The 25,908-nt window shown below is 61.0% G+C and carries 29 protein-coding genes; 21 read left to right on the plus strand and 8 right to left on the minus strand.

Annotated features, from left to right (window positions below):
* Nucleotides 1-338 precede the first annotated feature (338 nt).
* On the plus strand, nucleotides 339-1,901 hold the full coding sequence (gene rtcR / locus ACR0NJ_RS20225) for an RNA repair transcriptional activator RtcR (protein ID WP_480818893.1): 1,563 nt from the start codon (nucleotides 339-341) through the stop codon (nucleotides 1,899-1,901).
* A gap of 14 nt (nucleotides 1,902-1,915) precedes the next feature.
* Here the strand turns inward: rtcR and ACR0NJ_RS20230 are convergent, their stop codons facing one another.
* The 3 genes from ACR0NJ_RS20230 to ACR0NJ_RS20240 all read right to left on the minus strand — a co-directional run bounded on the left by ACR0NJ_RS20230 (nucleotide 1,916) and on the right by ACR0NJ_RS20240 (nucleotide 3,690).
* Nucleotides 1,916-2,761: an MBL fold metallo-hydrolase gene (locus ACR0NJ_RS20230; RefSeq protein ID WP_480818894.1), complete on the minus strand. Its 846-nt coding sequence runs from the start codon at nucleotides 2,759-2,761 to the stop codon at nucleotides 1,916-1,918.
* A 176-nt stretch (nucleotides 2,762-2,937) separates the two neighbouring features.
* Entirely contained in the window at nucleotides 2,938-3,420 is a 483-nt protein-coding gene (locus ACR0NJ_RS20235) for a protein tyrosine phosphatase family protein (protein WP_480818895.1), read from the minus strand.
* Between the two features lie 15 nt (nucleotides 3,421-3,435).
* The gene (locus tag ACR0NJ_RS20240) at nucleotides 3,436-3,690 is read right to left on the minus strand and encodes a DUF1272 domain-containing protein (protein WP_480818896.1); all 255 of its coding nucleotides are present in this window, start codon (nucleotides 3,688-3,690) and stop codon (nucleotides 3,436-3,438) included.
* Nucleotides 3,691-3,752: 62 nt separating this feature from the next.
* On the opposite strand from ACR0NJ_RS20240, the gene ACR0NJ_RS20245 reads away from it, so the two are divergent.
* The 11 genes from ACR0NJ_RS20245 to ACR0NJ_RS20295 all read left to right on the plus strand — a co-directional run bounded on the left by ACR0NJ_RS20245 (nucleotide 3,753) and on the right by ACR0NJ_RS20295 (nucleotide 15,907).
* On the plus strand, nucleotides 3,753-4,778 hold the full coding sequence (locus tag ACR0NJ_RS20245; RefSeq protein WP_480818897.1) for a GlxA family transcriptional regulator: 1,026 nt from the start codon (nucleotides 3,753-3,755) through the stop codon (nucleotides 4,776-4,778).
* A gap of 315 nt (nucleotides 4,779-5,093) precedes the next feature.
* Nucleotides 5,094-6,119, plus strand: coding sequence for an ABC transporter ATP-binding protein (locus tag ACR0NJ_RS20250; RefSeq protein ID WP_480818898.1), 1,026 nt, complete (start codon nucleotides 5,094-5,096; stop codon nucleotides 6,117-6,119).
* A complete protein-coding gene (locus ACR0NJ_RS20255; RefSeq protein WP_480818899.1) occupies nucleotides 6,107-7,204 on the plus strand; it encodes an ABC transporter ATP-binding protein in 1,098 nt (365 codons plus the stop codon). Before ACR0NJ_RS20250 ends, ACR0NJ_RS20255 begins: the two co-directional genes overlap by 13 nt.
* Nucleotides 7,201-8,712: an ABC transporter substrate-binding protein gene (locus ACR0NJ_RS20260; RefSeq protein WP_480818900.1), complete on the plus strand. Its 1,512-nt coding sequence runs from the start codon at nucleotides 7,201-7,203 to the stop codon at nucleotides 8,710-8,712. The genes ACR0NJ_RS20255 and ACR0NJ_RS20260 overlap by 4 nt, the downstream gene beginning before the upstream one ends.
* A gap of 63 nt (nucleotides 8,713-8,775) precedes the next feature.
* On the plus strand, nucleotides 8,776-9,720 hold the full coding sequence (locus tag ACR0NJ_RS20265; protein WP_480818901.1) for an ABC transporter permease: 945 nt from the start codon (nucleotides 8,776-8,778) through the stop codon (nucleotides 9,718-9,720).
* Nucleotide 9,721: 1 nt separating this feature from the next.
* On the plus strand, nucleotides 9,722-10,585 hold the full coding sequence (locus tag ACR0NJ_RS20270; protein WP_480818902.1) for an ABC transporter permease: 864 nt from the start codon (nucleotides 9,722-9,724) through the stop codon (nucleotides 10,583-10,585).
* Nucleotides 10,586-10,602: 17 nt separating this feature from the next.
* A complete protein-coding gene (locus ACR0NJ_RS20275) occupies nucleotides 10,603-12,396 on the plus strand; it encodes a gamma-glutamyltransferase family protein (RefSeq protein ID WP_480818903.1) in 1,794 nt (597 codons plus the stop codon).
* A gap of 1 nt (nucleotide 12,397) precedes the next feature.
* Entirely contained in the window at nucleotides 12,398-13,147 is a 750-nt protein-coding gene (locus tag ACR0NJ_RS20280) for a DUF1028 domain-containing protein (protein WP_480818904.1), read from the plus strand.
* A 3-nt stretch (nucleotides 13,148-13,150) separates the two neighbouring features.
* Nucleotides 13,151-13,984: a sulfite exporter TauE/SafE family protein gene (locus ACR0NJ_RS20285; protein WP_480818905.1), complete on the plus strand. Its 834-nt coding sequence runs from the start codon at nucleotides 13,151-13,153 to the stop codon at nucleotides 13,982-13,984.
* Nucleotides 13,985-13,986: 2 nt separating this feature from the next.
* Nucleotides 13,987-14,706, plus strand: coding sequence for a FadR/GntR family transcriptional regulator (locus ACR0NJ_RS20290; protein ID WP_480818906.1), 720 nt, complete (start codon nucleotides 13,987-13,989; stop codon nucleotides 14,704-14,706).
* A 64-nt stretch (nucleotides 14,707-14,770) separates the two neighbouring features.
* Complete coding sequence (locus tag ACR0NJ_RS20295) at nucleotides 14,771-15,907, plus strand: NADH:flavin oxidoreductase/NADH oxidase (protein ID WP_480818907.1); 1,137 nt, start codon at nucleotides 14,771-14,773, stop codon at nucleotides 15,905-15,907.
* A 24-nt stretch (nucleotides 15,908-15,931) separates the two neighbouring features.
* Here ACR0NJ_RS20295 and ACR0NJ_RS20300 read toward each other — a convergent pair whose 3' ends face one another.
* Entirely contained in the window at nucleotides 15,932-16,810 is an 879-nt protein-coding gene (locus ACR0NJ_RS20300) for a LysR family transcriptional regulator (RefSeq protein WP_480818908.1), read from the minus strand.
* A gap of 92 nt (nucleotides 16,811-16,902) precedes the next feature.
* On the opposite strand from ACR0NJ_RS20300, the gene ACR0NJ_RS20305 reads away from it, so the two are divergent.
* Genes ACR0NJ_RS20305 through ACR0NJ_RS20315 form a run of 3 tightly spaced genes read left to right on the plus strand, consistent with a single transcriptional unit; the run spans nucleotide 16,903 to nucleotide 18,713 of the window.
* Nucleotides 16,903-17,982: an L-dopachrome tautomerase-related protein gene (locus ACR0NJ_RS20305; protein WP_480818909.1), complete on the plus strand. Its 1,080-nt coding sequence runs from the start codon at nucleotides 16,903-16,905 to the stop codon at nucleotides 17,980-17,982.
* Between the two features lie 3 nt (nucleotides 17,983-17,985).
* Nucleotides 17,986-18,300: a muconolactone Delta-isomerase gene (locus ACR0NJ_RS20310; protein ID WP_480818910.1), complete on the plus strand. Its 315-nt coding sequence runs from the start codon at nucleotides 17,986-17,988 to the stop codon at nucleotides 18,298-18,300.
* 17 nt (nucleotides 18,301-18,317) lie between these two features.
* Nucleotides 18,318-18,713, plus strand: coding sequence for a VOC family protein (locus tag ACR0NJ_RS20315; RefSeq protein ID WP_480818911.1), 396 nt, complete (start codon nucleotides 18,318-18,320; stop codon nucleotides 18,711-18,713).
* 64 nt (nucleotides 18,714-18,777) lie between these two features.
* On the opposite strand, the gene ACR0NJ_RS20320 is transcribed toward ACR0NJ_RS20315, so the two are convergent.
* The 4 genes from ACR0NJ_RS20320 to ACR0NJ_RS20335 form a co-directional block, all read right to left on the minus strand.
* Nucleotides 18,778-20,046: an FCSD flavin-binding domain-containing protein gene (locus ACR0NJ_RS20320; RefSeq protein WP_480818912.1), complete on the minus strand. Its 1,269-nt coding sequence runs from the start codon at nucleotides 20,044-20,046 to the stop codon at nucleotides 18,778-18,780.
* Nucleotides 20,047-20,070: 24 nt separating this feature from the next.
* The gene (locus tag ACR0NJ_RS20325; RefSeq protein WP_480818913.1) at nucleotides 20,071-20,394 is read right to left on the minus strand and encodes a c-type cytochrome; all 324 of its coding nucleotides are present in this window, start codon (nucleotides 20,392-20,394) and stop codon (nucleotides 20,071-20,073) included.
* A 78-nt stretch (nucleotides 20,395-20,472) separates the two neighbouring features.
* Nucleotides 20,473-20,802 (minus strand): thiosulfate oxidation carrier complex protein SoxZ, encoded by a 330-nt coding sequence (gene soxZ / locus ACR0NJ_RS20330; protein ID WP_480617101.1) that lies wholly within the window; start codon nucleotides 20,800-20,802, stop codon nucleotides 20,473-20,475.
* A gap of 15 nt (nucleotides 20,803-20,817) precedes the next feature.
* Nucleotides 20,818-21,255 (minus strand): thiosulfate oxidation carrier protein SoxY, encoded by a 438-nt coding sequence (locus ACR0NJ_RS20335; RefSeq protein WP_480818914.1) that lies wholly within the window; start codon nucleotides 21,253-21,255, stop codon nucleotides 20,818-20,820.
* Between the two features lie 181 nt (nucleotides 21,256-21,436).
* Between ACR0NJ_RS20335 and ACR0NJ_RS20340 the strand changes: the two genes are divergently transcribed.
* The 6 genes from ACR0NJ_RS20340 to ACR0NJ_RS20365 form a co-directional block, all read left to right on the plus strand.
* Entirely contained in the window at nucleotides 21,437-22,183 is a 747-nt protein-coding gene (locus tag ACR0NJ_RS20340; RefSeq protein WP_480818915.1) for an ABC transporter ATP-binding protein, read from the plus strand.
* Nucleotides 22,180-22,971 (plus strand): ABC transporter permease, encoded by a 792-nt coding sequence (locus tag ACR0NJ_RS20345; protein WP_480818916.1) that lies wholly within the window; start codon nucleotides 22,180-22,182, stop codon nucleotides 22,969-22,971. Before ACR0NJ_RS20340 ends, ACR0NJ_RS20345 begins: the two co-directional genes overlap by 4 nt.
* A complete protein-coding gene (locus tag ACR0NJ_RS20350) occupies nucleotides 22,968-24,569 on the plus strand; it encodes a sensor histidine kinase (RefSeq protein WP_480818917.1) in 1,602 nt (533 codons plus the stop codon). The genes ACR0NJ_RS20345 and ACR0NJ_RS20350 overlap by 4 nt, the downstream gene beginning before the upstream one ends.
* A 9-nt stretch (nucleotides 24,570-24,578) precedes the next feature.
* Entirely contained in the window at nucleotides 24,579-25,262 is a 684-nt protein-coding gene (locus tag ACR0NJ_RS20355) for a response regulator transcription factor (protein WP_480818918.1), read from the plus strand.
* 102 nt (nucleotides 25,263-25,364) lie between these two features.
* On the plus strand, nucleotides 25,365-25,466 hold the full coding sequence (pqqA, locus tag ACR0NJ_RS20360) for a pyrroloquinoline quinone precursor peptide PqqA (protein ID WP_480473037.1): 102 nt from the start codon (nucleotides 25,365-25,367) through the stop codon (nucleotides 25,464-25,466).
* 24 nt (nucleotides 25,467-25,490) lie between these two features.
* Nucleotides 25,491-25,908 (plus strand): MBL fold metallo-hydrolase (locus ACR0NJ_RS20365; RefSeq protein WP_480818919.1); only part of this gene is annotated, 418 nt, incomplete at its 3' end.

The following is a 25,908-nucleotide window of genomic DNA, read 5'->3' on the forward strand; positions in this document are numbered from 1 at the left end:
GTGCGGCGACTGATAGAAGCTGTCCCCGAAAGAGCCGGTCACGGCTACCTGAGCCAGAGCATGGGCATCGGAATAAGCGTAGGCCGGTGCGCCATGGGCGTTCTTTGCAGTTGCCTTCGGCAGCAACCGGCCTTTGATCGATGCAAACACGGATTTGTTCGCCATTTCCTTGTCCTCGTTTGTTTGTGAGGATGTTTTGCCATGGCGGGTGCGGGGATCAGAGGAAAATCTGAAAATGCTCTAACCGGCGGATTATAAATGAAAATAATCCATGTTGATGAAGTTGGCCCCTGACAGTACGATACAAATTAATCGTCTTTTATAAATATTGATACATCATGCAAAACGTCGTCATCGGATTCCTCGGCACGCAGTTGGATATGGGCAAGAAACGGCGCTGGAAGCCGACGCCCAGTCTGACCATCCACGACGATTTCAATGTCGATCGGCTGGAACTGCTGCACGACCACAAGTTCAATCGCCTTGCCCATCAGGTCAAACGTGAGATCGAAGAGCTGTCACCCGAAACCGAGGTGCTGCTCCACCGCATGGACCTGGCTGACCCCTGGGATTTTCAGGAAGTCTATGGCAAGCTGTTCGACTTTGCCCGTGCCTATGGGTTCGACGAAGAGCGCGAGCAATACCATGTTCACCTGACCACAGGCACGCATGTGGCGCAGATCTGCTGGTTCCTGCTGACCGAAAGCCGCCATGTCCCTGCGCGGCTGATCCAGACGGGGCCACCGGGCCCTGATGAAAAAACACCGAAATTCGACATCATTGATCTGGACCTGAGCCGCTACAACGCGCTGCAGCAGCGGTTCGACCAGCTTTCGCGCGAATACAGCGATCAACTGAAGGGCGGGATCGAAACGCGCAATCCGGCCTATAATGCCTTGATCGACCGGATTGAATTGGTCGCCAGCAATTCCGACGAACCCATCCTGCTTTTGGGTGAAACAGGCACCGGCAAAACCGAACTGGCCGAGCGAATTCATAGCCTCAAACTGGATCGACGGCGCGTAAAAGGTCGTCTGGTCCATGTGAACTGCGCGACATTGAACGGACCGAACGCTATGGCGACCCTGTTTGGTCAGCGTCGTTCCTACCTTGGGGCGGCAGGGACCGAGCGCAGCGGGTTGTTGCGCGAAGCGGATGGCGGTGTTCTGTTTCTGGATGACGTGGACGAGTTGAACCCCAACATGCAGTCGGTACTGCTGCACGCGATCGAAACCGGGCGGTTCTACCCGCTGGGGGCTGACCACGAAATCTCAAGCCGGTTTCATCTGATTGCCGGAGCCAACCGCGATTTGCGCAGCTTGACGGCGTCGGGGCAGTTTCGCCCCGATCTTCTGGCCCGGCTGAACACGTGGAGTTTCACCTTGCCTGCGCTGCGCAACCGCATCCAGGATATCGAGGCAAATCTTCTGTATGAGCTGGATCGCTGCGAGCGGGATTTGGGCACTCATGTTGGTTTCAACACTGATGCGCGCGCCCAATATCTGGACTTTGCCAAAGACCCGGCTACCCAGTGGCCGGGAAACTTCCGCGACTTTTCGGGATCAATCCGCAGGTTGTGCACGCTTGCGCCTCGGGGCCGCATCACCCGGGCGATGGTGGCCTCTGAAATTGAGGCACTTCGAATGGACTGGAAATCCGCCCAGTCCAATGATGACTTCCGGCTGGTCGCAGAGGTGATGGGCGACGGAGCGTCCGAGGTTGATCCGTTTGACCTTGTGCAACTGGCCGAGGTGATCCGGGTCTGCCGAACGTCCTCAAGCCTGAGCGCCGCAGGACGCGCCTTGTTCGCTGTGTCGCGCAGTAAGCGCAAGACCCAGAACGACGCGGACCGGTTGAGAAAATACCTGGGCAAGTTCGGGCTGGAATGGGGTGCGATCTGATCAAGAAGGCGGGTTCATTCTTTCCAACGAAACCGGTTACCTTCTGCATTCACATAGCCCAAAGAGGGCAAGGCAAAGTGCGATCCCAAAACCATGCAACTGGTTTCGGAGCAATGTTCGAGCAATAACCGCCGGGATGTAACCGCCCGATCTGCATCTGCATCGAATTTGAAATGCCAGTCGGGATACTGACACTGAGCAGAGATGTGCAGCGCATCGCCGGTGATGACTGCCTCATGCCCCCGGCTTTTCACAAGGATTGAAACATGTCCCGGCGTATGTCCCGGCGTCGGGAACAATGTCACATGATCCCCCAACTGGTGCCCGGCTTCCACCAGTTCCACCTGACCGGCCTCGACAACCGGCAAAACGCTTTCGACATAGGTGTTGCTGCGCCGCAAACGCTGTGTTTCTTCGTCATCTTTGGGCATAAGGTAACGCGCGTTCGGAAAGGTTGGCACCCAACGGCCATCTTCCATCTGCGTGTTCCAGCCAATGTGGTCCACATGAAGATGTGTGCAAAGCACATAGTCGATCTCAGGCGTGCTGACTCCTGCGGCTTTTAACGCGGCCATGAACCGCCCGTCTGACCGTTGATGCCAATCCGAGTAATCCGGGTTGTTCTTGTCATTGCCGACACAGCTATCCACCAGAATATTGTGCGACGGCGTTTTAAGTAAGAACCCCTGTATGGGCAGGATCAGCCGCCCGGATCTGGCATCGATGCTGCCGGGAACCAGATCTTCGATGACCGCTCGGACATCCGGCCCCGCATCGGGAAACAATTCTTCCGGCGTCATGAACGGGGCATGAATTTCAAGAATCCGCCAAACCTCAACTTCGCCAATCCTACAGAGCATCGTTTTCGATCCTGTGTTCAAATGGGTATGGGACGACACTCGGTCTTTTGGGCGGGTGTCACAAGGGTTTTGGCTTCCCATCCGCCGGTCGATTTTGCCGGTCAAGTCCGCTACACGCAGTTGATTGCTTTCAGGAAACGACCGCGTCGCGCCAAGGCAGGTTCCAGTATACGCAGTCAATAATCCTCACCGGCGTACCGATTGGGCTGACCCCGCGCGTCTTCGCTGCCGATAAAGGTGGCCCAATCTGAACCCGGGCGCCAGATACTTTCCATATTCTCGAAAGCATCCGAAATCGACATGCCATGCCCGTCCTTAGCATACCGATAAAAGAAAGCACTGACCCGCGCATTATAGATGCAGTGGACGTGGATTTTTGCGCCCGGATATTCAGCCAGCGCATCCTTGAACGCCTGATAATGGGCATCCGTCGGGTTTCGGAAATCGACCGGGATATAGATGTATTCCATGCTCAGGTCAGCGACCGTGGCAGGTTCGTCAGCCAGCGCGCCTTTGCCCTGATGATGAATGCCCAGATTCACAACATGCGTCACCCCGAGGGATTTAAGCTCGGCCATCTGCGCCTCATTCGGCTGCCCTGATGTGGTGATCGAAGCGTTGATGCGCCGCCAGTTCAGGATGTGATTCAGCTCTGTCATGGATACCCCCTCGCGTTAGGCGTGCAGGTCTGCACACGCAGCATGTGCTTTGGTGAAACGCTTTGCAGAACCCGGAAACCGGGCCAGTTTACCCGCCGGGCGCACTGGCCGTGGTACAAAATTGCCACCGCAATTCGGGCAGGTGCTGGCAAATCGCTTCTCGGCACAGTCAACACAGAACGTGCACTCAAAAGAGCAAATACGCGCCTTCGGTGATGCGGGCGGCAGGTCCGTGTCGCAGCATTCGCAATTCGGTTTCAAGATCAGCATATCGACGCCTCCGTAGAATGTGCTTGTAGACTACTCGGTTTTCTTTTGGCAGAAATGCCAACATGGCTGCAAAAACCGCCAAATCGAGTCCCGCGAAAAGCGAACCCAGGCTGGTCGTCTTTGTTGTGTACCCCGACATCGTTCTGTTGGACCTTGTCGGCCCGCTACAGGTATTCTCTCACGCCCTGAATTCTGCGACAAAACACAATGGATACGAGTGTGTCGTCCTGTCCGTCGATGGCGGCTTGATCGAGACGAACACCGTGGTCTCCATTCCCAGCGACCCCATTTCCAGCTTGGCGAACCGATCCGTGCACACATTGGTGGTCGTCGGTGGCGACGGGGCCATTCCCGGTATGCGCGACGCCAAGCTCGTCTCAGGGGTAAAAGCGCTTGCCGACAGGGCGCAACGGATAAGTTCGGTCTGTTCCGGTGCACTGGTGCTGGCGGCGACCGGGTTGCTGAACGGAAAACGTGCTGTAACACATTGGGACGACTGCAAGATGCTTGCAGATGAGTTTCCTGACGTGCATGTCGAACTTGATCCAATCTTCATAAAGGATGGCCGCGTGTGGACATCCGCCGGGATCACGGCTGGCATCGATATGGCGTTGGCGATCGTGTCCGAAGATCTGGGGCGAACATCCGCCCTGAGCGTGGCCCGCTCGATGGTTGCGCAGATGGTTCGTTCGGGTGGCCAGTCCCAATACAGTCCAGCGCTGGGGAGACAGGTAAGTGATGGCACGGGACGTTTCGAGGCGCTGCACGCGTGGATTTTGGATAACCTGGCTGCGGAGCTATCCGTTGAAGTGCTGGCCTCAAAGGCTGGAATGAGCGCTCGCAACTTCTACCGTGTTTATTCCGAAGTGATGGGAACCACGCCTGCCAAGGCGGTTGCCGCGATGCGGATAGAAAGGGCGCAGGACCTTTTGGAAACGACCCGCAGAAGTGTGAAGCGCATCGCCTGTCTTTGTGGGTTCGGCAACGAAGATCGCATGCGGCGCGCATTCCTGCGGGCGAGGAAAGTGACGCCGTCGGAATATCGCCGGAACTTTCAGTCAGCGAATTCGCCGGATCAATCCCGGTAGCGTACAACGTGCTTTGAAGACGCAGGCGACGGAAACGCGTAAATGGCCGCCCTGATCGTGAGATTTCACCTGCCTCTGCAATCGCAAGTGCGTCTTCCCACTCAATCCAAGAGATCGGGCCGAAACGTCAATCTTAGTGTGACCATGCAAATGCCGAATTGCGCCCCATAACCCGCCGCATAACCTGTGCCCAAAGCTTAGGCACGCGCAGCCGATATAGGGTTGTGACACCAAAAAAGCTGTGGCCATGCGTTGACAAGCCGTTTCCAAAGATGCAACCAATTGCGTATTGGTTGTAGATAAAGGTTACGATCCGTGCCTGACCAAAGCCCCAGTGCCACGTCCGACTCGCAAGGTGCGATCCTGAAGTTATCGGGTTTCAGCCTGTTGTTTCGCGGTCAGCCCGCCCCGGCAGTGGACGGGCTGGACCTGACGGTGTCCGCTGGCGAAACCCTGTGCATCGTGGGCGAATCCGGGTGCGGCAAGTCGGTGACCGCCATGGCACTGATGGGGCTGCTGCCGCGCGACATCATCGACATCCCCTCGGGCCGGTTGGAGTTCGAGGGCCGGGCCTATGACCTGCGTTCAGACCAGCTTGAGGCCGCAACGCGCGGCGACCGGATGGCGATGATCTTTCAGGAGCCGATGACCTCTCTCAACCCAGCGTTCCGGATCGGGGACCAGATCACCGAGGCCGTTCTGCATCACCGCAATTGCAGCCGGGCCGAGGCCGAGGAAAACGCGCTGACCATGCTGCGCCGGGTGGGCATCCCCGCGCCGGAGCAGCGTTTGGCCGAGTATCCGCACCAACTGTCGGGCGGTATGCGGCAGCGCGTGATGATCGCGATGGCGCTGATCAACAACCCGTCGCTTTTGATCGCGGATGAGCCGACAACGGCGCTGGATGTGACCATTCAGGCCCAGATCCTCGATCTGATCCGCACGCTTCAGGCGGAAACCGGGATGGGGGCTTTGTTCATCACCCATGATCTGGGCGTCGTGGCGGAAATCGCGACGAATGTGGCGGTGATGTATGGCGGGCAGATCGTTGAAAGCGGTCCGGTGGACGCGGTGTTCGACGATCCGCAGCACCCCTATACCATTGGCCTGATGAGCTCGGTCCCGCGGATGACCGGGGCGCGAGATCGGCTGATCACCGTGCCGGGAACGGTGCCGTCACTGGCCGATATGCCAAAAGGGTGCCGGTTTCGCACGCGCTGCCCCTTTGCCACCGATGACTGCGCCGAACGCCCGACCCTGTCCGAGATGGGGCAGGGGCATGCGGTCGCCTGCCACTATGCCCCGCTGGAGCAGCTCAAGGGGGTCCGATGCGCGATATAATCCTTGAGGCGCGGAACCTCACACGTCATTTCACGCTGGGCACCGGGCTTTTTGAACGCAAGACGGTGGTGCGCGCGGTTGATGGCGTTTCGCTGTCTGTGCGCACCGGTGAAACCTTTGCCATCGTTGGCGAATCCGGTTGCGGCAAGTCGACCCTTGCGCGGCTGCTGATGCGGCTGGATCGGCCGACCTCGGGTCAGGTCCTGTTTGACGGGCAAGAGGTTCAGGACCTCGCCCGCCGCGATATGGCCCCGCTGCGCCAGCAGATGCAATTCGTGTTTCAGGACCCGTTTTCCTCGCTCAATCCACGTATGACCGTGGGCAAGCTGGTTGGTGAACCGCTTGAGGTACACGCGCCGGAACTGGACGAGGCTGCGCGCCGTCAGAAGGTGGCCGCGCTTTTGGCGCAGGTCGGGCTGTTGCCAGACCACGCCAACCGTTATCCGCATGAATTCTCGGGCGGGCAGCGCCAGCGGATCGGCATCGCCCGCGCGCTGGCCTCGGGGCCGCGCCTGCTGATCGGGGACGAGCCCGTCTCGGCGCTGGATGTGTCGGTGCAGGCGCAGGTGGTCAATCTGCTGAACGATCTGAAACAGGATCTGGACCTGACGCTGGTGATCATCGCCCATGATCTGGCCGTGATCCGGCATATGAGCGACCGGAATCCCGTGAGGTATCTGGGTCAGGTGGTCGAAACCGGCCCCGCCGATCAGGTCTTCGAACAGCCGCGTCATCCCTACACGCACGCTTTGTTGTCGGCGATCCCGGAACCCGAACCTGGCCGGGAACGCGATCACATGGCGCTGACCGGGGAAACGCCCAGCCCGTTCGCGCCGCCCGCAGGGTGCCGGTTTCACACCCGCTGTCCCTTTGCAAAGGGTGATTGCCGCACCCAAGCCCCGGTTCTGAGTGACGCCAGCCCGGATCATCAAGTCGCCTGTCATCACTGGAAAACCATACCAGAGGCCGGAAAACCGGCCCCGCCCCGACGCCGCAGCGCCGGAGCAGAAGAGCGGTTCGCGCTGTATCGCGCGGCTGTCCAAACGCCCCAGACTTCTGCCAAACACAGAGAGGAAACATCATGAAGGTCTTCAAAACCGGTCTGCTGGCCGGACTACTCGGAGCCACCGCGCTGAGCGCTCAAGCCGCTGACCTGCGCATCGCCCTGCAATCGGATGCGGATGTGCTGGACCCGGACCAGTCGCGTACCTTCGTGGGGCGCATCGTCTACGCCTCGCTCTGCGACAAGCTGGTCGACATCACTCCCGATCTGGAACTGATCCCGCAACTGGCCACCGGCTGGGAATGGAGCGAGGACGGCAAGGCGCTGACCATGTCCTTGCGCGAAGGCGTGGTGTTCCATGACGGCACGCCCTTCAACGCGCAGGCCGTGGCCGATAATATCGACCGCTCGCAAAACCTTGAGGAATCGCGCCGCAAGTCCGAGCTGAAGTCGGTCACCGGAGTCGATGTGGTCGATGACTACACCGTTCGGTTCAACATGGCCGCGCCCGACGCGACCTTGCTGGCGCAGTTCGCGGACCGCTCCGGCATGATGGTCTCGCCCACTGCCGCCAAGGCGGCAGGCGCGGATTTCGGCTTGAACCCGGTCTGTTCCGGCCCGTTCAAGTTCAAGGAACGTGTGGCGCAGGACCGGATCGCGTTAGAGCGCTTCCCGGATTACTGGAATGCGGGTGAGATCCACTTCGACAGCGTCACCTTCCTGCCGATCCCCGATACAACCGTGCGTCTGGCGAACCTGCAATCGGGCGACATCGACATGCTCGAACGTCTGGCCGCGACCGATCTGACTCAGGCTGAAGGCGACGGCGATATCAACGTCGAAAGCGCGGTTTCTCTGGGATATCAGGGCATTACCATCAACGTGAACAACGGCGAAAAGGGCGACAACCCCTGGGGCAATGACAAACGCCTGCGTCAGGCGCTCAGCTACGCGCTGGACCGCGACGCGATCAACCAGGTGGTGTTCGAGGGCGCATTCGCACCGGGCAACCAGCCCTTCCCGCCAACGTCTCCGTGGTATGACGCCGATCACCCGGTGCCTGCGCGTGATGTGGAGAAGGCCAAGGCCCTGCTGGCCGAGGCTGGCTTCCCCGACGGGATCGATCTGGAGGTTCAGGTGCCCAACACCACCGTTCCGCTGCAGCTGATGCAGGTGGTTCAGGCCATGGCAGCCGAGGCCGGGATCAATATCGAGATCACGTCCAAGGAATTCGCCACACTGCTGGCTGATCAAAGCGCCGGTGACTATCAGGCCAGCCAGATCGGATGGTCGGGCCGCGTGGACCCGGATGGCAATATCCACCAGTTCATGACCACTGGCGGCGGCATCAATGACAGCCATTATTCCGACCCGAAAGTGGACGAGATGCTGAACAACGCCCGCGCCTCGACCGATTTTGACGTGCGAAAGGCGGATTATGACAGCGCGCGGGACATTCTGGCCGAGGATATGCCCATCGTGTACCTGTATCACCAGACATGGATCTGGGCGCTGGATGATGGCCTCAAAGGCTTCACACCCTACCCGGACGGGATGATCCGTCTGGAAGGCGTGACGCTGGAGAAATAAGCCACCTGCGACCCGCCTGAACCTCCGGTCAGGCGGGTCGTTCTGCCCGAAAGCCCAGAGCCTATGCTATCCTTCATCCTGCGACGTATCCTGATTGCGATCCCGACGATCCTGCTGATCTCGATCTTCGTGTTCAGCCTGCAAAAGCTGTTGCCCGGCGATCCGGTCCTTGCCATGGCGGGTGAGGAGCGCGACCCCGAAGTGCTGGAATTCCTACGCGAGAAATACCGGCTGAACGAACCCATTCCGGTGCAATATCTGACATGGGTCGGCAACGCGCTGCAGGGCGATCTGGGGATTTCACTGCGCACCAATCAGCCGGTGACGGAACTGATTGCGGAAAAGCTGCCGGTGACGATTCAGTTGGCGGTTATGGCAATCCTCTTCGCGCTGGTAATCGGGATACCGGCTGGCATTTTGTCGGCGGTAAAGAAAGGGACTGTCACGGACTATGTGGCCAACATCGTGGCGCTGTCCGGGCTGTCGATTCCGAATTTCTGGCTGGGGATCATGCTGATCCTGCTGGTGTCGGTAAAGCTCGACCTGTTGCCCGCCTCGGGATACGTGCCCCTGTCCGAGGACCCGGTGAAATCCATCACCACCATGCTGATGCCCGCCTTTGTACTGGGCACCGCGCTGGCCGCGACACTGATGCGGCATACACGTTCGGCGATGCTGGGTGTGCTGAAATCAGACTATGTGCGCACCGCTCGTGCCAAGGGTCTGCATGAACGCCGCGTGGTCCTGAAGCACGCTTTCCGCAATGCGCTGACGCCGATTGTGACGCTCGCGGCGCTGCTGTTTGGCGAGTTGATCGCGGGCGCGGTTCTGACCGAGCAGATCTTCACCATCCCCGGCTTTGGCAAGATGGTCGTCGATGCGGTGTTCAATCGCGATTACGCGGTGGTGCAGGGCATCGTGCTGGTGACTGCCGTGGGCTTCATCGTGATGAACCTGCTGGCCGATGTGGCCTATGTGCTGCTGAACCCCCGTCTGAGGACCTCCTGACATGGCCCTGGCTGATCCGATCCTGTCGCGCCGCCCGGAAAGCCGGGTGTGGAAGAAATTTCGCACCCATAAAAGCGCCATGCTGGGGGGCGTGCTGGTCACGTTCTTCGTACTGATCGCCCTTCTGGCCCCGATCCTGCCCGTGCCCGATCCGGCGGCCACCGATTGGGGCGCAGTGCGAAAACCGCCCACGGCGGCGCATCCGTTTGGCACCGATGAGATCGGGCGGGATGTGCTGTCGCGGATGATCTGGGGCGCGCAGGCATCGCTGCTGGCGGGGGTGGTCTCGGTCGGGATCGCTGTGTTGCTTGGCGTTCCGCTGGGCATCGTCGCGGGCTATTTCGGCGGCTGGATCGACGCCATCATCTCACGCTGTACCGAGGCGCTGCTGGCCGCGCCCTTCCTGATCCTTGCCATTGCGCTGGCGGCGTTTCTGGGGCCGTCCCTGACCAATGCGATGATTGCCATTGGCCTGTCGGCAACCCCCATCTTCATCCGCCTGACACGGGGACAAGTGCTGTCGGTGCGGGCCGAAGATTACGTGACCTCGGCCCGGGCCATCGGTTTGCCGACCTCGAAAATCCTCAGCCGCTACATCTTTCCCAACGTGCTGCCGCCGGTGCTGGTACAGGCCACGCTGACCATAGCGACCGCCATCATCGCCGAGGCGTCGCTGTCCTTCCTTGGCCTTGGCCAGCAGCCGCCCGCGCCCAGTTGGGGCTCGATGCTGAACACCGCCAAGAACTTCCTCAGCCAGGCCCCATGGATGGCCATGTGGCCGGGCATCGCGATTTTCCTTGTGGTGCTGGGCTTCAACCTTCTGGGCGACGGGCTGCGCGATGCGCTGGACCCGCGCGAACATTGATTTCGGAGACGTAAGACATGACAGATTTCACCACCCGCCCCGAGATACGCGGCACGTTCGGCGTCGTTACCTCGACCCACTGGATCGCCTCGGCCGTGGGGTTCGGCATACTGGAAAAGGGCGGCAACGCTTTTGACGCCGCCGTGGCCACCGCAATGACCCTGCAGGTGGTCGAGCCGCACCTGAACGGGCCCGCAGGGGATATGCCCGCGATTTTCCACTCGGCCAAAACCGGCAAAACCGAAGTTCTGTGCGCCCAAGGTCCCGCGCCCGCCGCCGCCACGATTGACCATTACACCGGGCTGGGTCTGAACCTGATCCCCGGATCCGGCCTGTTGGCGACGGTCATCCCCGGCGCCTTCGACGGCTGGATGCTGATGCTGCGCGATCACGGCTCGTTGCCGCTGCGCGATGTGATGGAACCCGCGATTGCCTATGCCCGTGACGGCCATCCCGTGCTGCCCCGCGTGGCGCACACGATTGCCGGTCTGTCCGATTTCTTCGAAGACGAATGGCCCACATCCGCCGAAACATGGATGCCGGACGGCACTGCGCCCGCGCCCAACAGCAATTTCGCCAATCCCGCTTTGGCAGCAACCTATGAGCGCCTCGTGGCGGATGCCGAGGCCGCGTATGAGGATCGCTTGGACCAGATCGAAGCCGCTCGCCGCGCGTGGCGGCAGGGTTTCGTTGCCGACCGGATTTTCGACTATCTGGCCGATGCAAAGGTCATGGATGTCTCGGGCCAGCGCAACGCCGGGGTGATGACCCGCGAAGACATGGCCGATTGGCAGGCCACCTATGAGGACACGCTGACCTACGACTATCACGGCTGGACCGTGCACAAGACCCACGCCTGGAGCCAGGGGCCCGTGCTGTTGCAGGCGCTGGCGATCCTGAAAGAGGTCGATCTGGGCGCGATGGACCCGAACGGGGCCGAGTTTGTGCATACGGTGATCGAGGCGATGAAGCTCGCCTATGCCGACCGCGAAGCCTATTACGGAGATCCGGCGCATAGCGATATCCCCATGCAGTACCTGCTGAGCGACGCCTACGCCGCCCAACGCCGCGCGCTGATCACCCCCGATGCCTCGCAGGACCAGCGCCCCGGGCGGGTGCCGGGCTATGAGCGTCTGGCGGATGCCTATATCGCCCGTGCGGTCCGCGATTTCTCGGCCAGAACCGGGGCCAGCGCAGGCGAGCCGACCATGTCGCACCTGACCGAGAAACGCGGCGACACCGTGCATCTGGACGTGATCGACCGCTGGGGCAACATGGTGGCGGCGACGCCCTCGGGCGGGTGGCTGCAAAGCTCGCCGGTCATTCCGGGGCTGGGCTTTCCGCTCAATAGCCGGGCGCAGATGTTCTGGCTGGAGCCGGGCCTGCCGACCTCGCTGGCACCAGGGCGCAGGCCGCGCACCACGCTGACGCCCAGTTTGGCGGAAAAGGACGGGGTGCAGCTGGTTTTCGGCACGCCCGGTGGCGATCAGCAGGATCAGTGGCAGTTGATCTGGTTCCTGCGCTTTGTCCATTTCGGGCTGGGTCTGCAGGAATGTATGGACGCGCCGCTGTTCCATTCGATGCATTTTCAGGGCTCGTTCTATCCCCGCGCCGCCGCCCCCGGCGAGATGATGATCGAAGAGAGCTTTGGCGAGACGGTGATCGAGGACCTGCGCGCGCGCGGTCACAAGATCACCGTGGCCGAGCCATGGACCGTTGGCCGCCTGACGGCGGCCCTGCGGGAACCGGATGGAACCCTGCGCGCGGCGGCCACGCCGCGGCTGATGCAGGCTTATGCAGTAGGGCGGTGACATGACATATTCCCTGATCGCAAAAGACCCCGAGACCGGTGCCATCGGTCTGATCGTGGCCAGCCGCTTCTTCGCCTGCGGCGCGCGGGTGCCCTGCGTCGGCGCGCGCAGTGCGATTGCCTCGCAGGCGTTTTCGAACCCGGTTTGGGGGACCGAAGGGCTCAGGCGGTTGGAAGCGGGCGAGGCCGCGCAGGCCGTTCTGGACGATCTGGTCGCCCGCGATACGGGCCGGGACGCGCGGCAGGCGCATCTGATGGACGCGCAGGGCAATTTCGCCGCCTATACCGGGGCGGATTGTGTCGATTGGGCCGGGCACCGGATCGGGCCCACGCATTCGGTCGCGGGCAACATGCTGACCGGGCCGGAGGTGGTGAACGCCACGTTCGAGACCTACGCCACTGAAACCGCGCTGCCCTTCCCCGAACGTCTGATGGCGGCGATGGAGGCGGGCGAGCGCGCGGGTGGCGACAAACGCGGCAAACAGGCCGCTGGTCTGGTCATTCATCGCGGTCAGTCCCATGCCTGGCTGGACATGCGCAGCGACGATCATGCCGACCCGCTGGCGGAACTGCGCAGGCTCTATGACGTGGCCGGAGAGCGGTATTTGCACTTTGCCGAGGCGATGCCCAGCGAACAGAACTTCTCGGGCAATCCCGACCGGGGGGCGTTGGAAGAGGCAATCGCGCGCGCGGATGCCAAACGTCAAGCCGAAGGGCGGGCCAGCCGGTCGCTGGCCAGCGACCCTGCGTGATGTATGGGCGGGATTGACCTTTCCACCCTTGCGACACTGATCGCCATCGCCGGTGCCGCCGGTATATTCGGCGGCATTCTGGCCGGTCTGCTGGGGGTTGGCGGGGGGATCGTCATCGTCCCGGCATTGTATTTCGCCCTGTCGCTGACCGGCAGCGAACCGGCGCTGACCATGCAGGTGGCGGTGGGAACGTCGCTGGCCACCATCGTGTTCACCGCGCTGTCCTCAAGCTGGGGGCACTACAAGCGCGGCGCGCTGGACATGGCGCTGCTGAAACGCTGGGCCCCGGCCATTCTGGTGGGCGTGATCATCGGCGGGCTGCTGGGCGGGTTGGTCAGCGGTTACATTCTGGTCGCGGTCTTTGCCTCGGTCGCGGCGGTGGTGTCGCTGGACATGATCTTTCGCAAACCCGGCCATGATGGCCCGCCGCGCAGTTTCTCGCCGCGGGTCTGGGCTGCGACGGGTGTGTTTGCCGGGGCGATTTCGGCGATGATGGGGATTGGCGGCGGCACGGTCTGTGTGCCGGTTCTGAACTTTCTGGGCTACGATATCCGCCGCGCTGTGGGCACCTCGGCCGCCATCGGCTTCGTGATCGGTCTGCCGGGGGCGCTGATCTATGCGGCGACGGGGCTGGGGCAAACCGGTTTGCCGCCCTTTTCCATCGGCTATGTCAACCTGATCGCGGCAGCGCTGATCATTCCGCTGACCACCAGCTTTGCCCATGTGGGGGTTCGCATTGCGCACACAATCTCGCAGCGGGCCTTACGTCTTGCTTTTGGCGCGTTCCTGATGCTTACGTCCTTGCGCATGTTTTATGACCTGATCGGAGCGTTCTGACTTTGGGACATTGTCCAACTGATACCGAACTGACCGCAGCCCTGCGGGCGGGAATCGACACCGGCGATTTCCTGAAGAACGGCAAGCTGCTGCCCGAACGCGCCCTGGCCGAGGCGCTGGCCGTGACCCGCGCCCGCATGCGCCGCATTCTGGATCAGTTGGAAGAAGACGGCACCGTCTTTCGCAGGCATGGACAAGGCACGTTCGTGTCACCTCCGCCCGCCGTTGGGGCCAGCCCGTTCCGCGCCGTTGCCGCCAAGGTGATGCCCCGCGACGTGATGGAGGTGCGGCTTGAGATCGAGCCCGCATTGGCGGCTTTGGCGGCGCAGCGCGCCTCGGCCAAGGAATTGCGGACGCTGGAACAGCTTATGCGGGGCACGCTGGATGCCGCCGATACGCAGGCCTATGGGGTCGCTGATGATGTGTTTCACTACAAGATCGCCGAACTGGCCCATAACCCGCTGTTCCTGACGGTCTACGATTCAATCCGCGCCGTGCGCAAGCAATCGGAATGGACCCGCCAGCGGGAAACGCAATATTCGCCCGCGACCCTGGTGCGTTTGGGCGAGCAGCACGAGCAATTATTCAGCAGCATCGCCTCGCGCGACAGTCAGGCCGCGGCCGAAGTCATGCACTCGCACCTGCTATCGGTGTCCAACGTCATGCTGCGCGACAGGACCTATGGGCAAACTCAGACTTTGACTGATCTGGCAGAGGGTTAGTCAGCCCGCAGCGCTCCGGTGGAGCCTGCGACGCATGTGTATGAAACAGATTTGAAGGACAAGGATGCCCGCTCTATTCAGCAGCTTTCGCCTTCGCGATGTGACGTTCAAGAACCGCATCGCCGTCTCACCGATGAGCCAGTACCGCGCGCGGGACGGCCATGCCAATGATTGGCATCTTGTGCATCAGGGACGGTTTGCCATGGGCGGCGCGGCGCTGGTCTATGCCGAGGCCACGGCGGTCACCCGCGACGGTCGCCGCACGCCCGGTGATCTGGGCCTGTGGGACGACAGCCAGATCGAACCGCTGAAACGTGTCACCCAGTTCATCACCCGCGAAGGGGCGGTGCCGGGTATCCAGCTGAGCCATGCGGGGCGCAAAGCGTCCGAGCGGCGGCCGTGGCACGGGGAAACGCCGCTGGACGGGGAAGACGCGCATGAACGCAACGAAGACGCGTGGCCAGCCATCGCACCCTCGGCCCTGCCTTATGCCGAAGGGTGGCCGACCCCGCGCGAGATGACGGAAGCCGATATCGAAACCGTCATCACCGCCTTTGGCACCGCCGCCCGACGGGCCCATCTGGCCGGATTCAGGATGATCGAGGTCTATGCCGCCCACGGCTTTTTGCTGCACCAGTTTCTGTCGCCCGTCACCAACAAACGGCAGGATGCGTGGGGTGGCAGCGCCGAAAACCGGATGCGGTTTGCCGTTGAGGTCGCGCAGGAAATTCGCCGAAACTGGCCCGAAGACTTGCCGCTGGCCTTTCGGCTGTCGGCGACCGATTGGCTCGATACCGGGCTGACCGTCGACGATACGGTGCAGATCGCAAAAGCGCTGAAAGCGGCGGGTGTGGATTTGATCGATTGCAGTTCGGGCGGGATCGGGGGCAAGGACAGGCCGCAACGAATGACTATCGCGCAGGGGTTTCAGGTGCCCTTCGCCGCGCAGGTCCGGGCGCAGGCCGAGATTGCCACCATGGCGGTGGGTTTCCTTTGGGACGCAAAGGTTTGCAACGCGGTGATCGAAAAAGGGGACGCGGACATGATCGCCCTTGCGCGCGAGCTGCTGGATGATCCCAACTGGCCGCTGCATGCCGCCGCACAACTGGGGCAGGATACCGATCACGCCAATTGGCCGGTCGAGGCCGGGTGGTGGCTGATGAAACGCGATCGGCTGCTGTCCAAACTCGGCCTGCGCTAGGGCCGCAACCGCCTAGCGGCTGCGTTATCCAAAGGTATCGGAAACGAATTCGCCAAACGCTTTTGTCTTGGCCGCAGCGCGTGCCTCGGGCGGGTAGACGAACCAGATCGGGGCGTCCGGTGCCCAAAGCGATCCGGGGGACACCTCTACCAGCCGTCCGGTATCCAGTTCCTCTTTGACCGCCAGCCGCGATTTGATGGCAAGGCCCAGACCCTGCACCACAGCGTCGGTCAGCGTGTCGGAGTTTGACACAAGCACGCTGGACCGGACATTTGCATCCTTGCGCTTGCCCTTCGCATCCGCAAAGGCAATCCGCGTCTGCCATGGCAAACAGACCCAGGGATAATCCAGCGTCGTTTGCACATCGACCGGCACCCCCTGCCGCGCCAGCAGTTCCGGCGCGGCGCAGATAATGCGCTCATTATCGCTCAGCTTGCGGGCGACAAGCGCGCTGTCCGACAGGTTGCCGACGCGGATCGCGCAATCCTGCCCCTCGGCGGACAGGGAAACAAACCGGTCGACCGCAAGAAAATCAAAACTCAGCTTGGGGTGCTGGCGCTGGAATGCGGGCAGCGCAGGCAAGACAAAACGTGACAGAATCCAGGGCGACATCGTAACCCGGATATGACCTGTCAGCTCCGCCGACCGGCTGCCGGCATCGCGTTCCGCCTGCGCGAGATCGGCCAGAATTTCCTCGGTCCGTTCAAAGAAAATGCGCCCCTCATCGGTCAATCTGAACATGCGGCTGTTGCGATGAAACAAGGTCAGTTTCAGCGCCGACTCAAGCTTGTTCAGACGGTGGCTTGCCGTGGCAGGGGAAATGCCGACACGCCGCGCCCCGGCGGTGACGCCGTTTGCATCGGCAATGGCAACAAAGGTCCTGAGATCGTCGATCGAGTACATTCGAAATTTTCAAACGCTGGTTTCTATATTTAGCGTATTCATCTAACGTATTCGATTGATCTACTCCAGAGCCAAAGCAATGGAGGAAAGTCATGCGAGAAATTCTGTGTGCCGTCAGCACGATCGCCGTTCTGGCCAGCCCGGTCGCAGCCGGTGCCCTGGAAACCTATCTTGAGTTTCCCAAGGACGTGCCACCGGGCAATCTGGCGATTGGACCGGACGGTCGCATGTTCATGTCTGTCCATGGCTTCTACGGCCCCGAGCTGCGCGTGGTCGAGGTGATGCCCGACGGCAGCACCAAGCCCTATCCGACGGAAACCTGGGCCCGCGCCCCCGAAGATGACGGAGACGGCCTGCGGGGCGTTCTGGGCCTGCGGGCGGATCGCGATGGTATCCTTTGGATGCTGGACGGTCAGGGCGAAGGTCAGACCGGGCGCGTTGTGGGCTGGAACACCAATACGGAAGACCTGCACGCGATTTACTATGTAGGGCAGCCCGTGGCGCGCCCGTCCTCGTTCCTCAATGATCTCGCGATTGATCGGGAACACGGTGCCATCTACATATCGGATACCGGCGACGGGATGAATTCGGCCATCATTGTCATCGACATGGCCACCGGTCGCGCGCGGCGCGTGCTTGAAGGCAGCGCTTTCACTGTGCCCGAAGACACCCCGATGATCATTGACGGGCGTGAAATCAAACTGGGCGGCAACCCGGCGAAGATCGGCATCAACCCGATTACTATCGATCCCACCAATACCTGGGTCTATTTCGCGCCGATGACCTCGGGGTCCATGTACCGGGTTCGAACGACGGATCTGCTAGATGAAAGCCTGAGCGATGACGCCTTGGCCGCCAAGGTCGAGCGCTACGGCGACAAGGTCATCTCGGATGGGTCGACCGTGGATGCCGATGGGAATGTCTACATCACCGCGATGACCGACAATGCCATTGGCGTGACCCGCCCCGATGGCACCTATGAGGTCTTGTTTCAATCCGATGCCGACCTGCCATGGCCCGACGGGTTCTCGATGGGAGTGGACGGCTACGTGTACGCCACGGTCAACGAACTGCACCGCTCACCCGTTCTGAATGGGGGCGAGGATGCCTCGGTCGGGACCTATCGCATCGTGCGCTTTCCGGCGCTTGGCCCGGTTGTCAGCGGGAGGTAAGCCATGCTGTATCGTTTGGATTTCACGGTGGAATACGATTCCGCCATGCAGCAGCAAGGCCTGTTTGGCGTCTGGGCCGAAGAGGCCGACGCCGCCTTGGGCGCAAAATCCGCCGGGGTCGTGAAGGACCTGTGGAAAGTGGTCGGCGAACGCAAAGTGCTGGCAATTGTCGATGTCGAGTCCCCCGATGCGCTGGACCAGATCCTGTTTGATCTGCCGATCATGCAGAAGATGGGCCATCACGTGCAGGTGGATGTGAAATCGCTTCGGCGGTACGAGGATTTCGCATCCGATGTAAAAGACCGCATCGGCCGCTGAGCACGAGGACTTCCCAGATGACAAAAATGGTCCATTCCTGCATCCGGGTTCTAGATGTTGAACGATCCATCGTCTGGTACCGGGATGCGTTTGACCTGGACGTCGCGGATCAGCTGGATTTTGAAAGCTTCCGCCTGACTTACCTGTCGAACCCGCATAGCGGGTTCGAGCTTGAACTGACCCAGAACAAGGACCGGACCGAGCCTTATGACATGGGCGACGGCTACGCGCATCTGGCGTTTGTTGTCGAAGATGCAGACGCGCAGCACGCGGCGATGAAATCAAAGGGACATAACGTCGGCAACCTCGTCGACTTCGCCCCCGGAGGAGCGCTAGTCGCCCGGTTCTTCTTTGCCACCGATCCCGACGGCTACAAGATCGAAGTCATTCAGAAAGGGGGCCGCTTCGGTTAGGCCCCCACCCTGCGATTGCGCCCCTACAGGATCGAAAGGGGTCGCAATTCTATGACAAAGTCAGCTAGTGAAACATGTCTTCCGAGATCGCGGCATACCAGTTAACCGATTCCTCGTAAGTTATCTGACGTGTTTCGGCAGATTCTCCGGTTTGACTGATGAAGCCATCAACGCGTGCTATTTTCTCTTCGGTCGCTTCATAGGTCGCCCCAACCTTGACCCCGTCATTAACTGCGATCAGTGACCAGCACGTGTTGGCGTAGCGGGGCGGGAACACCCGCGAGCCGGTCAAGGCCCCGCGGATCGCATTGGCACACACCTTCGCCTGTGAGTTCGCGGAAAACCCGGATTTCGGCATGTCGCCCTGTTGGCTGGCATCGCCCAGAACGTAAACATCCGGATCAAGCTTTGATGACATATCAGCCGCGTTCACCGGGGCCCACCGGCCCTCGGTCACGCCTGCGAGTTCGGCGATATGCCCCGCTTTCATCGCGGGAATGACGTTGCAGACGTCCACGGCCATGTCTTCGCCATCAATCGTCAGCGTCATCTGGTCCGGATCGACCGAGACATTGCCGCCACCGAAATCTTCTCCGATCCAGTCGATCATGCCGGGGTAGTGCGTGGCCCAGCCCTCTTCGAACAACGCCATTTTCGAAAATTTCGGCTTTGGGTCCGCAATGACGATCTTGGCGGTCGGGTTGGTGGTTTTCAGCACATGGGCCACCATCGAAATACGCTCATACGGTCCGGGCGGGCAGCGGTAGGGGTTGGGCGGCGCGACCATTGCGTAAACACCGCCCTCGGGCATGTTTTCAATCTGCGCGCGCAAAAGCTCGGACTGCGATCCCGCTTTGTAGGCATGCGGCATCCTGTTTTGCGCAGAAACGTCCCATCCCTCTACTGCGCCTTCAACAAAATCAATGCCGGGGGCGATGATCAGCTTGTCGTAGGGAAGAACCGCGCCTCCGGCCAGCGCCACTGTTTTACTGTCGCGATCCACACCGACGGCCCAGTCATGGATCACGTTGATCCCGTAATTGGCAGCAAGCGCCCCGTAGGTGTGGCCGATATCGTCGATCGAGTTCAGGCCGCCGATATAGAGGTTGGAAAAGAAACAGCTGAAATAGACTTTCGAAGGCTCGATCAACGTCACCGAAATCGCCCCGTCGCTGTCTTTGGCGATGTAGCGCGCCGCAGTTGCACCACCGGCCCCGCCGCCGATCACAAGCACGCGGGGCTTTCCGCTGCCCTCTGACAGCACGGCAGGGGCTGACAAAACGCCCGTGGCGGCGACACCAGTGCCCAGAAATTTACGCCGATCCAATGTCATTGGTCTCCCTCCCGCTCTGCGTTGTCAGTCAATCGTGCCAAAATAGGCGGCCAGCGCCGCTATTTCGTCGTTGTTCAGTCGCCCGGCCATCATCTGCATGATGGGATGTTCGCGTTCGTCTTGTTTGTAGGCCAGCATGGCCGCCACGAAGTCGTTGGGGTTCATCCCCGAAATCTTGGGAATTCCATCGGTCTGCCCGGTGTTTTGATGACAGGTCACGCATTCCGCCGACAGATACGCGCCCAGTTCCAGATCGGCCTGCGTCGCCGCGACTGTGCCCTCGGCCATCGCAGCAGGACCGGGCAAATACAGAGCAGACCCGTACACGAGCAGGTTGAGGTATTTCATCTCCATCCCAAAACCCCAGCAACACCCAACGCTTGCAAATTCAGGCCTTTATCAGAACCGACACTTTCGTCGGCATTCCTAAACCACCGTAATTGCGCGGTTGTCGGTGTAGATTGCGCCATCGTCATCATACCACGCGAAGGTAAACACACCCGGACCGGGAACGAGGGCCTGAAACTCGAAGAACGGGTTTGTCGAAATGCCGGGCCCGATCTCAAGGTCGATGACGGTTTCACCTTCGAAGGTGCACAGGAACCGGTGGATGATCGAACGCGGAATGGGGTTGCCATCCGGGTCAACACGCTGGCCCGATTCCATGCGGTGGGTGATCAGTGTCTTGATCGTAATCACCTCGCCCGCCCGGACTTCCTTGGGCAGTTTTATGCGGGTTTTGACACCTGACGCCATTGTCCCCTCCCGCGCTCAGGCGCAACCGCCGACGACGACCGAGACCGGTTGCTGGCCCCGGTGCACATCGCCGTCCGGCATACGCGCAAGGGCCAGCACGTCCTGTGTCTGGGCCAGACGCATCCGGGTTGAAATCGTCTGGGACCCCGCCATCGGCCCGAACGTGGCCTTGAGCACTGGCAGAACCGGGTTGCCGGGCGCAACCAGCAGAACATCCTGCGCGCCGGGCGCGTCGATGGAAACGGAAACGCGATAGCCGTCTTCGGCGACAGCGGGCAAGGTCAGGACCACGCCAGTGTCTTCAATCGGCCCGTCGGGTGCAAAGGCTGCGACAAGGTCCTCCAGCGTTGCAGAAGCTGGCACAGCGACCATCTGCTGCGCCCGAACCGGTGCCGCAAGGCACAGCAAAGCCCACAGGCTTACCTGCATCGCATCGCGCCGGGTCAGGGTCATGGCGGGCCTTTCTGTCTGATACGTCAGAGATGTTAGCCCTGACGCCGCTTTGCCCCTTCATAACAAGTTCGTGAGCCTTCGCATACTTAAGTCGTGGTCCGGCATCCGCATGTGCAGTTGAGAAAACCGCGCCGAACATGCAAGCTGCTGTTCAGATTACAAAGTCAGGACCGAGGGTTAGATGCCGCATGCAACGTCGCCAGAGGGGGCCAGCCCCGGCCTCGCCGTCCGCGATCTGAGCTTTCACTACGGCGCAAAGACCGCGCTGGATGCCGTATCGTTCGATGTGATGCCCGGTACCTTCTGCGCGCTTCTGGGCCCGAACGGTGCCGGAAAATCGACGCTGGTGTCGCTGTTGACCCGCCTGCTGGTCGCCCCCGAGGGCGAGATCAGCGTGGCGGGCCACAACCTGCGCCGGGCACCCCGCAAGGCTTTGGCCCGGCTGGGTGTTGTGTTTCAGCAGCCGACCCTCGACCTCAGCCTGACGGTGCGTCAGAACATGAGCTATTTCGCTGCGCTGCACGGGCTGCCCCGGACCGAGGTGCCCGCACGCATCGACGCCGCGCTGGACCGTCTGAACATGCGAGAGCGCGCGGATGAAAAGGTCCGGGCGCTGAATGGCGGCCATCGCCGCCGGATGGAACTGGCCCGTGCCCTGCTGCATGATCCCAGCGTCTTGTTGCTGGATGAACCAACGGTCGGCCTGGACGCAGCGGCCAGGCACTCCATTACCGATCAGGTTCACGATCTGGCGGCGCAAGGCCTATGCGTTCTGTGGGCAACCCACCTGACGGATGAGGTGCGCGACGACGACCAATTGCTGGTCTTGCATCGCGGCCGCATTCTGGCCGCAGGGCAAACGGGCGACCTGCGCGGACAAGCGACCTTGTCCGACTGGTTCCTGTCGCAGACCGAGGTTCCGGCATGAGCGGGTTCTGGGGTGTCGCGCGTGCGATAATCGGGCGTGAGTTTCTGCGTTTCATCCATCAGCGCGAACGCTTTCTGGCTGCACTGGTCCGGCCCATGGTGTGGTTGCTGATCTTTGCCGCAGGCTTTCGCGCCGCGCTGGGGCTTTCGATAATCCCCCCCTATCAGACCTACATCACCTACGAGACCTATATCGTCCCCGGCCTGTGCGCGATGGTTCTGCTGTTCAACGGCATGCAAAGCTCGCTCAGCCTTGTGTATGACCGCGAGATGGGGTCGATGCGCCTGTTGCTGACCAGTTCCTTCCCGCGTTGGTGGCTGTTGTTCTGCCGCCTGCTGGGATCAACGGCAATCTCGATCCTGCAGGTCTATACCTTTCTGGCGCTGGCCGCGCTTTTCGGTATCGTCTTGCCCCTGCCCGGATACATTGCGGTCCTGCCCGGCCTCATACTGGGCGGGCTCATGCTGGGCGCGTTGGGGCTGGTGCTGTCCAGTTTCATCAAACAGTTAGAGAACTTTGCCGGCGTGATGAACTTTGTCATCTTCCCGATGTTCTTTCTGTCCTCCGCGCTTTATCCGCTTTGGAAAATGGCCGAAAGTTCGCCGCTGTTGCGCGATATCTGCGCGCTCAACCCGTTCACCCATGTGGTCGAGCTGATCCGGTTTCTGCTCTACCTGCAGATCAACTGGGGCGCATTGCTCTGGGTGCTGGCATCGACCGCCATTCTGTGCCTGATCGCTGTCTGGGGATATGATCCCGCACGTGGCCTGATGAAGCGGAAGTCATGACCGAAACGGCCAAAACCACCCGCCGCAGCCTGTTGCTGAAAACCCGCCTGGGGATTGGCGCCGTGGTTTTGGGATCGGGAATCTTGTTGACGGCGGCGGTTCTGTATCTGGGGATGCAAACGGTCGCCAACCGGCTGGACACTGCGCTGGCCTCGGAAACCCGCATGGCGCGCTACGCGGCATTGTCCACCCGCGCGGCCACGTTTCTGGTGATCGCGACCGAGGCCGTTCAGACCGGCCAGCCCGCCGACATCCGGCTTGAAAGGCTGGAGCCGATCCGGGGCCAGATTGGCGCGACCTTTGAGCAGCTACGCGGGGATGTCGAAGATGCGGTGGCTGCGGTCGAGAAACTGGGGCTGGATGAACAATCCCGCTATGGCACGCAGTCGCTGGGCCTGGCGCGGATGGAGGCGCTTTTGGGCAACACGCTCGAAGGTCTGGGCGACCCCGATGCGGATCAGGCGCATCTACGGGCCTATATCGACTCCTTCGCCTCGGGGTTCGATCCGTTGCTCAGCCAGGCCGTGAACACCGAGGTTCTGTTTCGCAACGCTATCCTCGCCGGTATTGAACAAACCCGTCTGACCCTGACATGGATTGCGTTTGGGTTTGCCGGTTTTGCCATTCTCAGCACGGTCTGGTTCTATTTTGGCCTGATCCGCCCCCAGTTCACCCGTCTGGACCGTCTGCGCGCGGCCGCCGAACAGGTTGGCAAGGCCGAGTTTTCGGTGGCCTTGCCGGACACGCGCAATGACGAGATCGGCCAGCTTTATGGTGAGACAAACCGGATGGCCGCCGCCTTGAAACATCGCCAGACCGAGATCGAGGCGGAATGGGACCGCCTGAACGAAACCATTGGACGGCGCACCGAGGAACTGAGCGCGGCGAACAAGACCCTGTCCAGAATAGATGAAAACCGCCGTCGGTTTTTTGCCGATATCAGCCACGAATTGCGCACGCCGCTGACCGTGATCATGATGGAATCCCAGATCGGCCAGCAGGACGCTGAAAGCGCGCCAGGGGCTTTGGCAACCATTGAAAGCAGCGCAGCGAAACTGAACCAGCGTATCGATGACCTGTTGCGGGTGGCTCGGTCGGAAAGCGGCGAACTGGCGCTGGACCCGCACAGCGTTGCCCTGCCGGAACTGATGCAAACGGTCATTCAGGACATTCAACCGGAAATCGACAGCGCCAACATGCAACTGGATGCTGGTGAGACCCCGGATTGCGTGCTGAACTGCGATCCGAACTGGATGCGGCAAGTGCTGTTGAACCTGATCCGCAATGCCATCCGGCACGCCCGCACCGGAAGGGTGATTTCCGTGCACGCCACGCAATCCGATACAGCGGTCGAGATTTCGCTGACGGATAACGGCCCCGGCATCCCGCAAGCGGCGCAAGGCCGGGTTTTTGAGAGGTTCGTTCAGGGCGGGACCGCCAATCGGCAGGGCTTTGGCGTTGGTCTTGCCCTCGCGGCCTGGGTTGTCGAGGCCCATGAGGGGACGATCACCCTGACCAGCCCGGTGCCGAAAGATCAGGCAATAGGTGCTGCGCCCGGTACAAATGTCTGCATTCGATTACCCCGGGCAAAGGCATAGGATACGCGCATGGCGTCCAGACTGCTGATCATAGATGACGACCCCAAAATCGCCTCGGCCCTTGTGCGGGGCCTGTCGCTGCACGGCTATGATGCCGAGTTCGAAAACCGCGCCGACAAAGGGTTGGAACGATTGCAGAGCGGCGCGTACTCTGGCGCGATTGTCGATGTCATGCTGGGCGAGGATAGCGGGATCGAACTGGTCAGGTCCGCGCGCGAGATCGGGGTCTCGATCCCCATCCTGATGTTGTCGGCCCTGTCAGATGTCGACCACCGGGCCGCCGGGCTTGACGCCGGAGCGGACGATTATGTTGTCAAACCGTTCAGCTTTGGCGAGCTTGTCGCGCGGTTGCAGGTGCAGGAACATCGCGCGCAGTCCCAACACCCCGACCCGGCCCGGATATCGCCGCAGAACAGGACCATAACCATCCGCGACACATCCGTTGCCCTGACAGAGCGCGAGTTCGATCTGCTGGCCTTGCTCAACAGCAAGGCGGGGTCGCCCATCTCGCGGGGTGAGTTGTTTGACACGCTCTGGTCGCAGGAGGGGTCCAGTAACGAAAACGTGGTCGATGTCTATATCGGATATCTGCGCAAAAAGCTTGGCGCGGATGATTTCGGTTTTGAAATCAAAACACTACGCAATCAGGGCTTCTGTCTGCAGGGTCGTGCACCGCTGCCTGATGACGGCTGAATACCCACCAAAGTCTACCCTGTTCTTACAAATTAAGATTCGCTCTGACCCCCATTACCTGCCAGATTGCTTGCAAGGACATTCCAAGAGGAGGAGCCCGTTATGGCCTGGAGTAAACCGATTATTCGCGAGATCGAGTGCGGCATGGAAATCAACATGTACGGCCCGGATCATGATGATGAGCGCGGCGGCGGCCTGATCTGATCTCAGACCTGGCGCCAACACTAGATGACGTTGCGCGCGATAATACTTGGGGCCGCTGCTGGCGGCGGCCTGCCGCAATGGAATTGTGGATGTAAGAACTGCGTTCTCGCCAGAGCCGGAAAAATACCCGCTCAAACACAGTCATCTTTGGCTGTGTCTCCTGACGGCCGGAATTGGGCCGTCTTGAACGCGTCTCCGGACATACGACACCAACTGAGCACCACGGAACCTCTGTTTCCCACGGGGTTGCGTGAGATGCCCATTCACTCGGTTCTGGTTACAAACGGCGACATTGATCATGTCGCCGGGCTGTTGACGCTTCGCGAGATGCAGCCCTTTAACCTGTTCGCGACGCAGAGCATTCAGGACGTGATCGCACAGAACCCGATTTTCGATGCGTTGAACGCGTCGGTTGTGGATCGCAGCGCGATCTCTCCGAACC

The organism is Ruegeria sp. F11 (genome assembly GCF_056533855.1).

Bases quoted from the DNA above. Each gene is read 5' to 3' on its own strand.
- rtcR (WP_480818893.1), top strand. From the start codon at position 339: ATGCAAAACGTCGTCATCGGATTCCTCGGCACGCAGTTGGATATGGGC.
- ACR0NJ_RS20230 (WP_480818894.1), bottom strand. From the start codon at position 2,761: ATGCTCTGTAGGATTGGCGAAGTTGAGGTTTGGCGGATTCTTGAAATT.
- ACR0NJ_RS20235 (WP_480818895.1), bottom strand. From the start codon at position 3,420: ATGACAGAGCTGAATCACATCCTGAACTGGCGGCGCATCAACGCTTCG.
- ACR0NJ_RS20240 (WP_480818896.1), bottom strand. From the start codon at position 3,690: ATGCTGATCTTGAAACCGAATTGCGAATGCTGCGACACGGACCTGCCG.
- ACR0NJ_RS20245 (WP_480818897.1), top strand. From the start codon at position 3,753: ATGGCTGCAAAAACCGCCAAATCGAGTCCCGCGAAAAGCGAACCCAGG.
- ACR0NJ_RS20255 (WP_480818899.1), top strand. From the start codon at position 6,107: ATGCGCGATATAATCCTTGAGGCGCGGAACCTCACACGTCATTTCACG.
- ACR0NJ_RS20260 (WP_480818900.1), top strand. From the start codon at position 7,201: ATGAAGGTCTTCAAAACCGGTCTGCTGGCCGGACTACTCGGAGCCACC.
- ACR0NJ_RS20265 (WP_480818901.1), top strand. From the start codon at position 8,776: ATGCTATCCTTCATCCTGCGACGTATCCTGATTGCGATCCCGACGATC.
- ACR0NJ_RS20270 (WP_480818902.1), top strand. From the start codon at position 9,722: ATGGCCCTGGCTGATCCGATCCTGTCGCGCCGCCCGGAAAGCCGGGTG.
- ACR0NJ_RS20275 (WP_480818903.1), top strand. From the start codon at position 10,603: ATGACAGATTTCACCACCCGCCCCGAGATACGCGGCACGTTCGGCGTC.
- ACR0NJ_RS20280 (WP_480818904.1), top strand. From the start codon at position 12,398: ATGACATATTCCCTGATCGCAAAAGACCCCGAGACCGGTGCCATCGGT.
- ACR0NJ_RS20285 (WP_480818905.1), top strand. From the start codon at position 13,151: ATGGGCGGGATTGACCTTTCCACCCTTGCGACACTGATCGCCATCGCC.
- ACR0NJ_RS20295 (WP_480818907.1), top strand. From the start codon at position 14,771: ATGCCCGCTCTATTCAGCAGCTTTCGCCTTCGCGATGTGACGTTCAAG.
- ACR0NJ_RS20300 (WP_480818908.1), bottom strand. From the start codon at position 16,810: ATGTACTCGATCGACGATCTCAGGACCTTTGTTGCCATTGCCGATGCA.
- ACR0NJ_RS20305 (WP_480818909.1), top strand. From the start codon at position 16,903: ATGCGAGAAATTCTGTGTGCCGTCAGCACGATCGCCGTTCTGGCCAGC.
- ACR0NJ_RS20310 (WP_480818910.1), top strand. From the start codon at position 17,986: ATGCTGTATCGTTTGGATTTCACGGTGGAATACGATTCCGCCATGCAG.
- ACR0NJ_RS20315 (WP_480818911.1), top strand. From the start codon at position 18,318: ATGACAAAAATGGTCCATTCCTGCATCCGGGTTCTAGATGTTGAACGA.
- ACR0NJ_RS20320 (WP_480818912.1), bottom strand. From the start codon at position 20,046: ATGACATTGGATCGGCGTAAATTTCTGGGCACTGGTGTCGCCGCCACG.
- ACR0NJ_RS20325 (WP_480818913.1), bottom strand. From the start codon at position 20,394: ATGAAATACCTCAACCTGCTCGTGTACGGGTCTGCTCTGTATTTGCCC.
- soxZ (WP_480617101.1), bottom strand. From the start codon at position 20,802: ATGGCGTCAGGTGTCAAAACCCGCATAAAACTGCCCAAGGAAGTCCGG.
- ACR0NJ_RS20335 (WP_480818914.1), bottom strand. From the start codon at position 21,255: ATGACCCTGACCCGGCGCGATGCGATGCAGGTAAGCCTGTGGGCTTTG.
- ACR0NJ_RS20340 (WP_480818915.1), top strand. From the start codon at position 21,437: ATGCCGCATGCAACGTCGCCAGAGGGGGCCAGCCCCGGCCTCGCCGTC.
- ACR0NJ_RS20345 (WP_480818916.1), top strand. From the start codon at position 22,180: ATGAGCGGGTTCTGGGGTGTCGCGCGTGCGATAATCGGGCGTGAGTTT.
- ACR0NJ_RS20350 (WP_480818917.1), top strand. From the start codon at position 22,968: ATGACCGAAACGGCCAAAACCACCCGCCGCAGCCTGTTGCTGAAAACC.
- ACR0NJ_RS20355 (WP_480818918.1), top strand. From the start codon at position 24,579: ATGGCGTCCAGACTGCTGATCATAGATGACGACCCCAAAATCGCCTCG.
- pqqA (WP_480473037.1), top strand. From the start codon at position 25,365: ATGGCCTGGAGTAAACCGATTATTCGCGAGATCGAGTGCGGCATGGAA.